The following is a 14,302-nucleotide window of genomic DNA, read 5'->3' as shown; positions in this document are numbered from 1 at the left end:
ACGGAGGGCGAAGTGGCCGACAACAAGCGGCGCGGCGAGGACGCCGGCGACGATCGTCTGGACGACGAGGTCGTCGACGAGGTAGCCGACGACGACGCCTCCAGCGCGGACGAGCCGGTCTCCCGGGGAGGCACCGCGACGCGGTCGCGTGCCCGCGCGGAGTCGGCGGACAGCCGGCCGACCACCCGGTCGGAGACCGGTCGGGTGGGCGTCTTCGGCCGTGTCGCCCGGTTTTTCCGCGAGGTCGTGGCCGAACTGCGTAAGGTCATCTGGCCGACCCGCAAGGAGTTGCTGACTTACACCGCCGTGGTGGTGACGTTCGTCGCGGTGATGCTGACGATCGTCGGTGTGCTGGACTACGGCTTCGCCAAGGTCGTGCTGTTTGTCTTCGGCAACTCGAGCTGACCGGCTGGCCTCCAGCCGATAGTGACGGAAGTGAGCGAGCGTGCCTGAGTACGACGAGACCGCCGGACCGGTGGACGAGCAGTCCACCGTCGCGACGGCGGCTGGTGACGAGTCGGTCGAGGCCGCCAGCGAGCCGGAGTTCCCAACGACCGAGCCCGAGCCCGACGAGGAGTACGACCCCGTCGCCGAGCTGAGGCAGAAGCTGCGTTACGCGCCGGGCGACTGGTACGTGGTGCACTCGTACGCCGGCTACGAGAACAAGGTCAAGACCAACCTCGAGACCCGGATCACGAGCCTCGACATGGAGGACTTCATCTACCAGGTCGAGGTGCCGACCCGGGAAGAGGTCGAGGTCAAGAACGGTAAGCGTTCGCAGATCCAGGCCAAGGTCTTCCCCGGTTACATCCTGGTCCGGATGGAGTTGACCGCCGAGTCGTACTCGTGTGTCCGTAACACCCCGGGTGTGACCGGTTTCGTCGGCGCGACCGACCGGGCCGACCGGCCCGCGCCGCTCTCGCTCGACGAGGTGCTGAAGTGGCTGGCGCCGGCCGTCGAGACCGAGCAGAAGAAGGCGAAGCCGGAGATCAAGGTCCTCGACTTCGAGGTGGGTGACTCGGTCACCGTCACCGACGGCGCGTTCGCGTCGCTGCCGGCCACGATCAGCGAGATCAACGCCGACCAGCAGAAGCTCAAGGTGCTGGTGTCGATCTTCGGCCGGGAGACCCCGGTGGAGCTCAACTTCAACCAGGTCGCCAAGATCTGACCGGTCGTCGGCGGCGGGCCCGGCCCGCCGCCGACGTCGGCGTACGCCCTCCCCGCTCGACCTCGGCGGACGAGCGGGCTGCGGCCTGCGCTACTCTTGAACGTCGCCGCTGTCGCGCCGCGCTGACCGTGCGCGCCTGCCAGGGCGGTGTCAGCCGCATTTTCCCAGCTCCAAGCCCCAGGAAGTGACATGCCTCCGAAGAAGAAGCTCGTCAAGACGTTCACGCTTCAGCTGCCGGCGGGCCAGGCCACGCCGGCGCCGCCGGTCGGCCCCGCGCTCGGCCAGCACGGCGTGAACATCATGGAGTTCTGCAAGTCCTACAACGCGCAGACCGAGTCCCAGCGGGGCGACATCGTCCCCGCCGAGATCAGCGTGTTCGAGGACCGGTCCTTCAGCTTCGTGCTGAAGACCCCGCCCGCCGCCCGGCTGCTGATCAAGGCCGCCGGTGTGCAGAAGGGTTCCGGCGTTCCGCAGAGCGAGAAGGTCGGCTCGGTCAGCCGCGCCCAGCTGCGTGAGATCGCCGAGAAGAAGATGGCCGACCTCAACGCCAACGACCTGGACCAGGCCGAGAAGATCATCGCCGGCACCGCCCGGTCGATGGGCATCACCGTCAACGACTGACGTCGGCCCCGCCGAAGACCCGATCGTGGGAGGGCTCGCGCCGAGCGGCCCGCCAGAGACCACAGGAGTAATCAGCAATGCAGCGCAGCAAGAGCTACCGCAAGGCCGCCGACGTCATCGACCGGTCCAAGCTCTACACCCCCGCCGAGGCCGTGAAGCTGGCCAAGGAGACCACCAACGTCAAGTTCGACGCCACGGTCGAGGTCGCCATGCGCCTCGGCGTCGACCCCCGCAAGGCGGACCAGATGGTCCGCGGCACGGTCAACCTGCCGCACGGCACCGGTAAGACCGCCCGCGTGATCGTCTTCGCCGGCGGCGCGAAGGCCGAGGAGGCTGTCGCGGCGGGTGCGGACGAGGTGGGCACCGACGAGCTGGTCGCCCGGATCCAGGGTGGTTGGCTCGACTTCGACGCGGCGATCGCCACGCCGGACCAGATGGCCAAGATCGGCCGGATCGCGCGGATCCTGGGCCCGCGCGGTCTCATGCCGAACCCGAAGACCGGCACGGTGACCATGGACGTCACCAAGGCGGTGCAGGACATCAAGGGCGGCAAGATCACCTTCCGGGTGGACAAGCACTCCAACCTGCACCTGATCATCGGCAAGGCCTCCTTCTCGGAGAGCCAGCTGGTGGACAACTACGCGGCGGTGCTCGACGAGGTGCTGCGGGCCAAGCCGTCCGCGGCGAAGGGCAAGTACCTCCGCAAGGTCATCCTGACCACCACGATGGGCCCGGGTGTCCCGGTCGACCCGAACGTGGTGAAGAACCTCCAGGAGGACTCGGCCGAGGCCTGAGCCCGACCAGTTCGCTCCGCCGGGGCGCCGCCACGACCGTGGCGGCGCCCCGGCGCGTTCGTGTTGTGGCAGGCTCACCGCATGCGGCTGGAGAACGTCTGGTTGCGGTACCACCGGCGGGGGCCGTGGGTGCTGCGCGGGGTGGACGTGCGGATCGGTCCGGGTGAGGTGGCGGTCGTCCTGGGCCGCAACGGGGTGGGCAAGTCGACGCTGCTCCAGGTGGCCGCCGGGGTGCTCAGACCGGGCCAGGGCCGGGTCACCGACCGCCCGGGCAGGGTCGGCTGGGTGCCGGAGCGTTTCCCCGCCGACCAGCCGTTCACCGTGGCCCGCTATCTGACCGGGATGGCGCGGGTGGCCGGCCTGAGCCGCGCCGCGGCCGACGACGCCGTGACCGCCTGGACGGACCGGCTCGGCCTGGCCCGGTTCCGCGCGGTTCGCCTGCCGGAACTGTCCAAGGGCACCGCGCAGAAGGTGGGCCTCGCCCAGGCGATGCTGCGCCCGCCGGGCCTGCTGGTTCTCGACGAGCCGTGGGAGGGGCTGGACGCCGCGACCCGTGAGCTGGTCCCCGAGCTGATCGACGAGGTGCTCGCCGCCGACGGCGCGGTCCTGGTCAGTGACCATCGCGGTGAGACGATCCGGCTGCCCGGGGCGCGCCGCTGGACGGTGGCCGACGGTGCGTTGACCGAGGAGACGCCGTCCGCGGACGAGACCGTCGCGGTGGTCGAGGTCGCGGTGCCGTCCGCGCGGGTCGCCAGCACCATCGCCCGCCTGCGGGCCGAGGGCCACCAGATCCTTCGGGTACGCCCCGACACCTCGACCGACGCACCCCAGCCCCAGCCGTCAGCCCCGCCGGCCGCACTGGCCCCGCCGGTCGTGGGGGAGGCCCGGTGACCGCCCTGGTCCGGCTGCGGCTGGTCGGCTTCCTGCGTACCGGGCGGGCGCTGGCGCCACTGCTCGCGGGTCTCGTCGCGCTCGGCACGCTGTACGGGGGCGGCCGGGCCCAGCCGGCGGAGGCGTACGGAGTCTCCGCGGTGGTGCTCTTTCCGGTGCTCGCCTGGCAGACCAAGATCTTGTTGGACGTCGAGCCGGACGTGCAGCGCCGGCTCGCCCAGGTGACCGTCGGGGTGGCCCGGGAGCGGGCGGCGGGTCTGCTCGCCGCCGGGGTGGCGGCACTGCTGACGGTGGCCGTCGCGCTGGTCTTCCCGTGGCTGGTCGGCGGGGTCACCGGCCCGGTCGACCCGGGGGATCGGTCGGTGCCGGCCGGGCTCGCGCTGGGGCTGTGGGCGCACCTGCTTGTCGTACCCGCCGCTGTTGCTCTTGGCGCGTTGGCCAGCCGGGCGTCGGTGGGTGGCGCCGGGTACGGCGTCGCCGTGCTGGCGCTCGGCGGTGTCGGCGCGGTGGTGCTGGGCCTGAACGGCTCGGCGGTCCCCTGGTTGGCTCCGCCGATCATGGCCACGGCCCGGACAGCGGCGGGCGACGCCGCCGCGCTCACCCTGCTCGGCCTGACCCTGTGGGCGCTGGCCTGGAGCGCCGCGGTGGTCGGCGGCTACCTGTGGCGACGGCGGGCCCAGGGCTGACCGCCGGCGGCGGTGGTGGCCCGGCTCACCGGGGGCGATTTGGCGCTGGTGGCACGGGCGCGTACTCTTCAACAGTCATCCGTGTTCGTTACGGATGAGGAACCACCCAGAGACCGCTGGTCACCGTGCTCCGGCACGGTCGAAGGTCCCGCGACAGACGGGCGACCCGCGCAGGGCGGCAAGCGTAACTCGGCAGTGAGCATGGTCCGCCGACCGTGTCGATCCGCCGGCCCTCGCCCCGTGCGCCCTGCGCCGGGGCTTTCTCGTTGTCGCGCTGCCTCCGCCCCCGTCTCCGGCTCCGGCCGTGACGGGGACCAGCCTCGATGAACGAGAGAGGAGGGACATGGCGGACAAGCCGATCCGAGCCGACAAGGCCACGGCCGTCGCTGAGCTGACCGAGAGCTTCCGCAACGCGGGCGCCACCGTGCTGACCGAGTACCGCGGTCTGACGGTTTCCCAGCTCACCCAGCTCCGGCGCTCGCTCGGCGCCGAGACCAGCTACACGGTCGCGAAGAACACGCTGGCGAAGCGTGCTGCGACGGACGCGGGCATCAACGGCCTCGACGAGCTGTTCACCGGTCCTACCGCGCTGACTTTCGTTTCGGGCGACGTCGTCGAGGCGGCGAAGGGCCTTCGCGACTTCGCGAAGGCCAACCCGAAGCTCGTCATCAAGGGCGGTGTCTTCGAGGGCAAGGCCATTTCCGCGGCCGAGGTCACGAAGCTCGCCGACCTGGAGTCCCGCGAGGTGCTGCTGGCCAAGCTGGCCGGCGCGATGAAGGGCAACCTGAGCAAGGCCGCGGCCCTGTTCCAGGCCCCGCTGTCGAAGACCGCCCGTCTGGCGGCTGCACTGCAGGACAAGCGCGAGAAGGAGAGCGCCGAGGCGGCCTGAGGCCGTCCCGACGCACCAAGTCTTACTTAACAGATTCAGGAAAGGACGCCAGACATGGCGAAGCTCAGCACCGACGAGCTGCTCGACGCGTTCAAGGAGATGACGCTGATCGAGCTCTCCGAGTTCGTGAAGCAGTTCGAGGACACCTTCGAGGTCACCGCCGCGGCTCCGGTCGCGATGGCCGGCCCGGGTGCCGCCCCGGCCGCCGCCGAGGCCGAGCCGGAGAAGGACGAGTTCGACGTCGTCCTCGAGGCTGACGGCGGCAAGAAGATCCAGGTCATCAAGGTCGTGCGTGAGCTGACCGGCCTGGGCCTCAAGGAGGCCAAGGACGCGGTCGAGTCCGCGCCGAAGGCCATCCTGGAGAAGGTCAACAAGGAGACCGCCGAGAAGGCGAAGGCCAAGCTCGAGGGCGAGGGCGCCAAGGTCACCCTCAAGTGACCTGACGTTCCACAGGCGCGTGCCCCGGCTCGGTGAGCCGCGACATGATCGCGTCGCGGCGGGCGGTGATCCGACACGGATCGCCGCCCGCCGTGTTGGTGGATCCGACGTCCACCCGTTCTGAGCTGGGCATCCGTCCGGGATGCACCGGCCTGAACGAGGACTGCGGGTCCACCTCCGGTGGGAAAGAACGGACGACCCGGATACCGGCCCTTGACGCGGCCCCGGGCTGCCAGGCACGCTGACACCAGCAAGACACCGCGCTTGCGACGGCCACAACGTGGGTAATGACAGCGGCGGCACCAACGGCCGCGGCAACCCGCGCGGCCCAGTGGGGACGTTGCGTTCCGAGCGGCCCGGCAGACCCCGGTTGACGGGGGCCGAGGCGCGTTCCGCAAACGACCTGCGGGGTGGGCTGGACAGCGGTTAGCCTCTCGGCTACACTGCTAGTTTGCGCTGCCTTCCGACTTGACCCCTGCTCGGAAATGTCCGTTTACGGATATTTCTGGTGGGGTCATTGGAGTGCACGCGTACCAGCCGTTCTGCAGCACCGGTCCTCGGAAGGACGCATCTTGGCAGCTTCCCGCCCTGCGAAGACCAGTCGTACGTCGAGCGCATTCGCTCCCCGCCGAGTTTCATTCGGCAGGATCACCGAACACCTCGAGGTCCCCAACCTCCTTGCCATCCAGAACGAGTCCTTCGACTGGCTCGTGGGCAACGAGGCTTGGCAGGGCCGGTCGGCGGACGACCCGCACGCACGCTCGGGTCTCGCGGAGATCCTTGAAGAGATCAGTCCCATTGAGGACTTCTCCGGCACCATGTCGCTCTCCTTCTCGGCGCCGCGCTTCGACGAGGTCAAGGCCTCGATCGAGGAGTGCAAGGAGAAGGACCTGACCTACTGCGCTCCGCTCTTCGTGACCGCGGAGTTCACCAACAACACCACTGGCGAGATCAAGAGCCAGACGGTGTTCATGGGTGACTTCCCGATGATGACGCCCAAGGGCACCTTCGTCATCAACGGCACCGAGCGCGTCGTGGTCAGCCAGCTCGTCCGGTCCCCGGGCGTGTACTTCGACAAGCAGCCGGACAAGACCTCCGACCGCGACCTCTCCAGCGTCAAGGTCATCCCGAGTCGGGGTGCCTGGCTGGAGTTCGACATCGACAAGCGCGACACGGTCGGCGTACGCATCGACCGCAAGCGCCGGCAGGCCGTCACGGTCCTGCTCAAGGCCATCGGATGGTCGGCCGAGCGGATCCGCGAGCGGTTCGGCTGGTCCGAGCTGATGATGACCACGCTCGAGAAGGACCACATCGCCGGCCAGGATGAGGCCCTGCTAGACATCTACCGCAAGCTGCGCCCTGGCGAGCCGCCGACGCGCGAGAACGCCCAGACCCTGCTCGACAACCTCTTCTTCAACCCGAAGCGGTACGACGTCGCCAAGGTCGGGCGCTACAAGTTCAACAAGAAGCTCGAAGTGGACGTGCCGATCACCACCGGCACGCTCACCGAGGACGACATCGTCGCCACCGTGGAGTACCTGTGCCGGCTGCACGCCGGTGAGGAGGGCTACGAGGCCGACGACATCGACCACTTCGGCAACCGGCGCCTGCGCACCGTGGGTGAGCTGATCCAGAACCAGGTTCGGGTCGGCCTCTCCCGCATGGAGCGGGTCGTCCGCGAGCGGATGACCACGCAGGACGTCGAGGCGATCACGCCGCAGACCCTGATCAACATCCGCCCGGTGGTGGCGGCGATCAAGGAGTTCTTCGGTACGTCGCAGCTGTCCCAGTTCATGGACCAGACCAACCCGCTGGCGGGCCTGACCCACCGGCGTCGGCTGAGCGCGCTCGGCCCGGGTGGTCTGTCCCGCGAGCGGGCCGGCTTCGAGGTCCGCGACGTGCACCCGTCCCACTACGGCCGGATGTGCCCGATCGAGACGCCGGAAGGCCCGAACATCGGCCTGATCGGCGCGCTGTCCACCTTCGCCCGGGTCAACCCGTTCGGCTTCATCGAGACGCCGTACCGGAAGGTCGTCGAGGGTCGGGTCACCGACCAGATCGACTACCTGACCGCGGACGAGGAGGACCGGTTCGTCAAGGCCCAGGCCAACGCGCCGTTGAAGGCTGACGGCACGTTCGCCGAGGACCGGGTCCTGTGTCGTCGTAAGGGCGGTGAGACCGAGGACGTCGTCCCCGGCGCCGTCGACTACATGGACGTCTCGCCGCGGCAGATGACCTCGGTCGCGACCGCCATGATCCCGTTCCTCGAGCACGACGACGCCAACCGGGCACTGATGGGCGCGAACATGCAGCGCCAGGCGGTGCCGCTGGTCAAGGCCGAGGCGCCGCTTGTGGGTACGGGCATGGAGTACCGGGCCGCGGTCGACGCGGGCGACGTGGTTGTCGCCGAGGTCGGCGGTGTGATCGAGGATCTCTGCGCCGACTACGTCACCATCCACCAGGACGACGGTCACCGCCGGACGTACCTGCTGCACAAGTTCCGCCGCTCCAACGCCGGCTCCTGCGTCAACCAGAAGCCGGTGGTCTTCGAGGGCGACCGCGTCGAGGCCGGTCAGGTCATCGCCGACGGGCCGTGCACCGACGAGGGCGAGATGGCACTCGGGCGCAACCTGCTCGTGGCCTTCATGACCTGGGAGGGGCACAACTACGAGGACGCGATCATCCTGTCGCAGCGCCTCGTGCAGCAGGACGTGCTCACCTCGATCCACATCGAGGAGCACGAGGTCGACGCCCGGGACACCAAGCTCGGCCCGGAGGAGATCACCCGCGACATCCCGAACGTCAGCGAGGAAATGCTCGCTGACCTCGACGAGCGCGGCATCATCCGGATCGGCGCCGAGGTCGTCCCCGGCGACATCCTGGTCGGCAAGGTCACGCCGAAGGGCGAGACCGAGCTGACCCCGGAGGAGCGGCTGCTTCGCGCGATCTTCGGTGAGAAGGCGCGTGAGGTCCGGGACACCTCGCTGAAGGTGCCGCACGGCGAGACCGGCACGGTCATCGGTGTGCGGACGTTCTCCCGCGAGGACGGCGACGAGCTGCCGCCGGGCGTCAACGAGCTGGTCCGGGTCTACGTCGCCCAGAAGCGCAAGATCCAGGACGGCGACAAGCTCGCCGGCCGACACGGCAACAAGGGTGTCATCTCGAAGATCCTGCCGATCGAGGACATGCCGTTCCTGGAGGACGGCACCCCGGTCGACATCGTGCTCAACCCGCTGGGTGTGCCGAGCCGGATGAACATCGGCCAGGTGTTGGAGACCCACCTCGGTTGGGTCGCCAAGACCGGTTGGAAGGTCGAAGGCGACGACACCGACTGGAAGCGGCAGCTGCGCTCGATCGACGCGCACGAGTCCGAGGGGGACACGAACGTGGCCACCCCGGTCTTCGACGGCGCACGGGAGGCCGAGATCTCCGGCCTGCTGTCGTCGACGCTGCCCAACCGTGACGGCAAGCAGCTGATCGGTTCCAGTGGCAAGGCGCAGCTGTTCGACGGTCGTTCCGGTGAGCCTCTGCCGGACCCGATCGCGGTCGGCTACATCTACATCCTGAAGCTGAACCACCTGGTCGACGACAAGATCCACGCTCGGTCGACCGGCCCGTACTCGATGATCACGCAGCAGCCGCTGGGTGGTAAGGCGCAGTTCGGTGGTCAGCGTTTCGGTGAGATGGAGTGCTGGGCGATGCAGGCGTACGGCGCCGCGTACGCCCTGCAGGAGCTGCTCACGATCAAGTCCGACGACGTGCTCGGCCGGGTGAAGGTCTACGAGGCCATCGTCAAGGGCGAGAACATCCCGGAGCCGGGCATCCCGGAGTCGTTCAAGGTGCTGCTCAAGGAGCTGCAGTCGCTGTGCCTCAACGTTGAGGTGCTCTCCAGCGACGGCGTGGCCCTGGAGATGCGCGAGACCGACGACGAGGTGTTCCGGGCCGCTGAGGAGCTGGGCATCGACCTGTCCCGGCGCGAGCCGAGCTCGGTCGAAGAGGTCTGAGGTGAGCGGTCGGGGGCCGGCTCGCCGGCCCCCGACCCCACCCGAGAATTAGCAGTACAGACGACGACATAGGGGACATAGTGCTCGACGTCAACTTCTTCGACGAGCTGCGCATTGGTCTCGCCACCGCCGACGACATCCGTCAGTGGTCGCACGGCGAGGTCAAGAAGCCTGAGACGATCAACTACCGCACCCTGAAGCCGGAAAAGGACGGGCTCTTCTGCGAGAAGATCTTCGGTCCGCAGCGGGACTGGGAGTGCTACTGCGGTAAGTACAAGCGCGTCCGGTTCAAGGGCATCATCTGTGAGCGCTGCGGCGTCGAGGTGACTCGCTCCAAGGTCCGTCGTGAGCGGATGGGGCACATCGAGCTCGCCGCTCCGGTGACCCACATCTGGTACTTCAAGGGCGTTCCGAGCCGGCTGGGTTACCTGCTGGACCTCGCCCCCAAGGACCTCGAGAAGATCATCTACTTCGCCTCGTACGTCGTGACGAGCGTGGACGCGGAGTCGCGTCACCGTGACCTCTCGACGATCGAGAACGAGATCCTCGCCGAGAAGCGGCAGTCCGAGAACAGCCGCGACTCGGAGATCGAGAAGCGGGCCGCCAAGCTCGAGGCCGACCTGGCCGAGCTGGAGGCCGAGGGTGCCAAGGCGGACGTCCGGCGCAAGGTCAAGGAGGGCGGAGAGCGCGAGATGCGCCAGATCCGCGACCGGGCCCAGCGCGAGATCGACCGCCTGGACGAGGTGCTGGACACCTTCCGCAAGCTGGAGCCGAAGCAGCTGGTCACCGACGAGCTGCTCTACCGCGAGCTGCGTGACCGGTTCGGTGAGTACTTCACCGGTTCGATGGGCGCCGAGGCGATCAAGGCGCTGGTCCAGAACATGGACCTCGACGCCGAGGCCGAGAGCCTGCGCGAGACCATCCGGTCCGGCAAGGGCCAGCGGAAGATCCGGGCGCTCAAGCGGCTCAAGGTCGTGGCGGCGTTCCTGAACACCCGCAACTCGCCGCTCGGCATGGTGCTGGACTGCGTCCCGGTCATCCCGCCGGACCTGCGCCCGATGGTGCAGCTCGACGGTGGCCGGTTCGCGACCTCGGACCTGAACGACCTGTACCGCCGCGTGATCAACCGGAACAACCGCCTCAAGCGGCTGATCGACCTCGGCGCGCCCGAGATCATCGTCAACAACGAGAAGCGGATGCTCCAGGAGGCCGTCGACGCGCTGTTCGACAACGGCCGCCGCGGCCGGCCGGTCACCGGTCCGGGTAACCGCCCGCTCAAGTCGCTGTCCGACATGCTCAAGGGCAAGCAGGGCCGCTTCCGTCAGAACCTGCTGGGCAAGCGCGTCGACTACTCCGGCCGTTCGGTCATCGTGGTCGGCCCGAAGCTCAAGCTGCACCAGTGTGGTCTGCCCAAGCAGATGGCGCTGGAGCTGTTCAAGCCGTTCGTGATGAAGCGGCTGGTCGACCTCAACCACGCACAGAACATCAAGTCCGCCAAGCGGATGGTCGAGCGTCAGCGCCCGGTCGTGTGGGACGTGCTGGAAGAGGTCATCGGCGAGCACCCGGTGCTGCTGAACCGCGCGCCGACCCTGCACCGCCTGGGCATCCAGGCCTTCGAGCCGCAGCTGGTCGAGGGCAAGGCGATCCAGATCCACCCGCTGGTCTGCACCGCGTTCAACGCGGACTTCGATGGTGACCAGATGGCGGTGCACGTGCCGCTGTCCGCCGAGGCCCAGGCCGAGGCACGGATCCTGATGCTGTCGTCGAACAACATCCTCAAGCCGGCCGACGGCAAGCCGGTCACCATGCCCACCCAGGACATGGTCATCGGCCTGTACCACCTCACCCACCTCACCGCCGGTGAGAAGGGCGAGGGCCGGGCGTTCAGCTCGGACGCCGAGGCGCGGATGGCGTTCGACAACGGTGAGCTGCACCTGCAGGCTCCGGTGAAGATCCGTCTGCGTGGCGTGATCGGTGTCGACAACGGCGCCGGCGCCGAGGCGTGGACCGCCCCGGAGGGCTGGGTCGAGGGTGAGCCGCTGACCGTGGAGACCACCCTCGGTCGGGTGCTGTTCAACGAGACGCTGCCGCAGGGCTACCGCTTCGTGAACTACGAGATCCGCAAGGGTCAGCTCTCCGCGATCGTCAACGACCTCGCCGAGCGCTTCCCCAAGGTGGCCCTGGCGGCCACCCTGGACGGGCTCAAGGAGGCCGGTTTCCACTGGGCCACCTGGTCCGGCGTGACGATCGGCATGGAGGACGTCATCGCTCCGCCGCGCAAGGCGGAGATCCTGGCGAAGTACGAGAAGGAAGCCGACCGGATCGACAAGCAGTACCAGCGTGGTCTGATGACCGCCGAGGAGCGTCGCGGCGAACTCATCGAGATCTGGACCAAGGCGACCAACGAGGTCGCCAAGGAGATGGACACCGCGCTGCCGCAGGAGAACCCACTGTGGAAGATGATCAACTCGGGTGCCCGCGGTAACCTGCTCCAGCTCCGGCAGATCGCGGCGATCCGTGGTCTGGTGGCCAACCCGAAGGGCGAGATCATCCCGCGGCCGATCAAGGCCAGCTACCGGGAGGGTCTGTCCGTGCTGGAGTACTTCATCTCCACGCACGGCGCCCGTAAGGGTCTCGCCGACACCGCGCTGCGGACCGCCGACTCGGGTTACCTGACCCGTCGTCTGGTGGACGTCTCCCAGGACGTGATCATCCGCGAGGAGGACTGCGGCACCGACCGGGCGATCCCGATGCAGATCGGCGAGCGCCTGGAGGACGGCAGGCTGGTCGTGCACGAGCACGCCGAGACCAGCGTGCACGCCCGTACCCTGGCCGACGACATCAAGGGGCCGGACGGCACCGTCGTCGCCGAGCGGGGTCAGGACATCAACTCCATCGGGGTCGACAAGATCGTCGCCGCCGGCGTGGAGACGGTCCGGGTGCGCAGCGTGCTCACCTGCGAGTCGAAGCTGGGTGTCTGCGGTGCCTGCTACGGGCGTTCGCTGCCGACCGGCAAGACCGTTGACGTCGGCGAGGCGGTAGGCATCATCGCCGCCCAGTCGATCGGTGAGCCGGGTACGCAGCTGACGATGCGTACCTTCCACACCGGTGGTGTCGCGGGTGAGGACATCACCCAGGGTCTGCCGCGTGTCCAGGAAATCTTCGAGGCCCGGGTCCCGAAGGGTAAGGCGCCCATCGCCGACACCCCGGGTCGGATCCGGATCGAGGACGGCGAGCGCTCGCGGAAGATCATCGTGGTGCCGGACGACGGCAGCGACGAGATCGTCTACGACAAGATCTCCAAGCGGGTGCGTCTGCGTACCCACGACGGCGGTCACGTCGAGGTCGGCGAGAAGCTCACCGAGGGCACCATCGACCCGCACGAGCTGCTGCGCATCCTCGGTCCGCGTGCGGTCCAGGTCCACCTGACCCAGGAGGTCCAGGAGGTCTACCGCTCGCAGGGCGTGCTCATCCACGACAAGCACATCGAGATCATCATCCGCCAGATGCTCAAGCGGGTGACGGTCATCGACTCCGGCTCGACCGAGTTCCTGCCGGGTGTGCTCGTCGACCGGGCGCTGTTCGAGTCGGAGAACCGCCGGCTCGTGTCGGAGGGCGGCGAGCCCGCCGCCGGTCGTCCGGTGCTGATGGGTATCACCAAGGCCTCGCTGGCCACCGACTCCTGGCTCTCGGCGGCCTCCTTCCAGGAGACCACCCGGGTGCTGACCGACGCTGCGATCAACTCGCGCAGCGACTCGCTGGTCGGCCTCAAGGAGAACGTGATCATCGGTAAGCTCATCCCGGCCGGTACTGGCATCAGCAAGTACCGCAACGTCCGGGTGGAGCCGACCGAGGAGGCCAAGGCCAAGGTCTACTCGATGACCGGTTACCCGGAGACCGACTACGGGTTCGGGCCGGCCAGCGGGCAGGCTGTGCCGCTGGACGACTTCGACTTCGGGTCGTACCGCTAAGCACTGACACCGACGAGGCCCCCGGCACCTGCCGGGGGCCTCGTCGTGTCCGGACCTGCCCACCCGCGCACCCGGTTCGGCAGAATGGGGGCATGACCACCGCAGCCGGCCAGGTGTCCAGCGCGCAGCAGGCCCCACGGCACCCGCTGGACCCCGACCCGGCGCATGCCACGAAGGCGCGGGCGGTCTTCGCGCTCGGACTGCTCGGGATGCTCACCGGTCTGTTCATCGGTGGGGTGGTGCCGGCGACGGTGGCGCTCCACCTGTCCCGGCAGGCGCGCCGCGAGGCGTACGCCTCAGGGGGTTTCCTGACCGGCGGCGCATGGCTGCGGCGGGGGGAGCGGATGGCCTGGATCGGCCTGGTGCTGGTCGCGGTCAGCGTGGTGATCGCAGTGGTGATCGGCGTGGTCCGGTTGGCGGGTTCGCCGTTCGGCCACGACTACCCGACGAACATGGACTGACCCGATCAGCGGTCGCGCCCGGCGTGGGGGGCGTGACCCCCGGCGGTAGCCTGGCCGGTGTCCGCCGCACGGCGGTGGTGGCCTTTCGACAGGAGGACCTCGTGACGGAACCGGCGCGGCCCCCGGCGGACGAACCGGCCGGGCAACCTGGCGCGTCGGCTCCGCCGCCAACCCCGCCCGAGGCAGCGAACCGGCCGGCGGACCCGGTGCCGGCGGACCCGGTGCCGGCGGACCCGGTGCCGGCGGAGCAGGCTCCGGCCGCGCCGAGCGACTGGGCGCGGCCCGACCCGAGTGGGCAGCAGGAGCCGCCCGCCGCCGACGCGTCGCCGCCCCCTTCGCCGCAGGGGGACGCCCCGCGCCCGGACGCGCAGGCTTGGGG

General features: G+C 69.0%; 12 protein-coding genes and 1 pseudogene. 12 read left to right on the top strand and 1 reads right to left on the bottom strand.

Annotated elements, in window-relative coordinates; translation table 11 throughout:
* The first annotated feature begins 12 nt into the window (after window positions 1-12).
* The 8 genes from secE to rplL all read left to right on the top strand — a co-directional run bounded on the left by secE (window position 13) and on the right by rplL (window position 5,487).
* Window positions 13-405 carry a preprotein translocase subunit SecE gene (gene secE, locus FHG89_RS02435; protein ID WP_139582414.1) on the top strand — a complete coding sequence of 131 codons (393 nt, stop codon included), beginning with the start codon at window positions 13-15 and terminating at the stop codon, window positions 403-405.
* Window positions 406-445: 40 nt separating this feature from the next.
* Complete coding sequence (nusG, locus tag FHG89_RS02430) at window positions 446-1,168, top strand: transcription termination/antitermination protein NusG (RefSeq protein WP_139582412.1); 723 nt, start codon at window positions 446-448, stop codon at window positions 1,166-1,168.
* Window positions 1,169-1,357: 189 nt separating this feature from the next.
* A complete protein-coding gene (rplK, locus tag FHG89_RS02425) occupies window positions 1,358-1,789 on the top strand; it encodes a 50S ribosomal protein L11 (protein ID WP_139582410.1) in 432 nt (143 codons plus the stop codon).
* 77 nt (window positions 1,790-1,866) lie between these two features.
* Window positions 1,867-2,583: a 50S ribosomal protein L1 gene (gene rplA, locus FHG89_RS02420; RefSeq protein ID WP_139582408.1), complete on the top strand. Its 717-nt coding sequence runs from the start codon at window positions 1,867-1,869 to the stop codon at window positions 2,581-2,583.
* An 81-nt stretch (window positions 2,584-2,664) separates the two neighbouring features.
* Window positions 2,665-3,474, top strand: a complete 810-nt coding sequence (locus FHG89_RS02415) for an ABC transporter ATP-binding protein (RefSeq protein ID WP_139582407.1) — start codon at window positions 2,665-2,667, stop codon at window positions 3,472-3,474.
* Window positions 3,471-4,160, top strand: a complete 690-nt coding sequence (locus FHG89_RS02410; protein ID WP_139582405.1) for a hypothetical protein — start codon at window positions 3,471-3,473, stop codon at window positions 4,158-4,160. The genes FHG89_RS02415 and FHG89_RS02410 overlap by 4 nt, the downstream gene beginning before the upstream one ends.
* Window positions 4,161-4,503: 343 nt before the next feature.
* Window positions 4,504-5,049, top strand: a complete 546-nt coding sequence (gene rplJ / locus FHG89_RS02405) for a 50S ribosomal protein L10 (protein ID WP_074314622.1) — start codon at window positions 4,504-4,506, stop codon at window positions 5,047-5,049.
* 54 nt (window positions 5,050-5,103) lie between these two features.
* Window positions 5,104-5,487 (top strand): 50S ribosomal protein L7/L12, encoded by a 384-nt coding sequence (gene rplL, locus FHG89_RS02400; protein WP_139582403.1) that lies wholly within the window; start codon window positions 5,104-5,106, stop codon window positions 5,485-5,487.
* Here rplL and FHG89_RS32745 read toward each other — a convergent pair.
* A complete protein-coding gene (locus FHG89_RS32745; RefSeq protein ID WP_167517328.1) occupies window positions 5,480-5,620 on the bottom strand; it encodes a hypothetical protein in 141 nt (46 codons plus the stop codon). The genes rplL and FHG89_RS32745 overlap by 8 nt on opposite strands.
* Before the next feature lie 439 nt (window positions 5,621-6,059).
* Here FHG89_RS32745 and rpoB point away from each other — a divergent pair, with 439 nt between their 5' ends.
* From rpoB to FHG89_RS33225, 4 genes and pseudogenes are all read left to right on the top strand, one after another.
* A complete protein-coding gene (gene rpoB / locus FHG89_RS02395; RefSeq protein ID WP_139582402.1) occupies window positions 6,060-9,491 on the top strand; it encodes a DNA-directed RNA polymerase subunit beta in 3,432 nt (1,143 codons plus the stop codon).
* Window positions 9,492-9,571: 80 nt separating this feature from the next.
* Complete coding sequence (locus tag FHG89_RS02390) at window positions 9,572-13,462, top strand: DNA-directed RNA polymerase subunit beta' (protein ID WP_139582401.1); 3,891 nt, start codon at window positions 9,572-9,574, stop codon at window positions 13,460-13,462.
* Window positions 13,463-13,554: 92 nt separating this feature from the next.
* A complete protein-coding gene (locus FHG89_RS02385) occupies window positions 13,555-13,923 on the top strand; it encodes a hypothetical protein (RefSeq protein WP_139582400.1) in 369 nt (122 codons plus the stop codon).
* Between the two features lie 101 nt (window positions 13,924-14,024).
* Window positions 14,025-14,302 (top strand): annotated as a pseudogene (locus FHG89_RS33225) (hypothetical protein); the annotation flags it as partial.

The organism is Micromonospora orduensis, assembly GCF_006228125.1.
Taxonomy (GTDB): domain Bacteria; phylum Actinomycetota; class Actinomycetes; order Mycobacteriales; family Micromonosporaceae; genus Micromonospora; species Micromonospora orduensis.
Note: the sequence above shows the minus strand (reverse complement) of the source record. Positions and strands in the feature narration are given on the sequence as shown.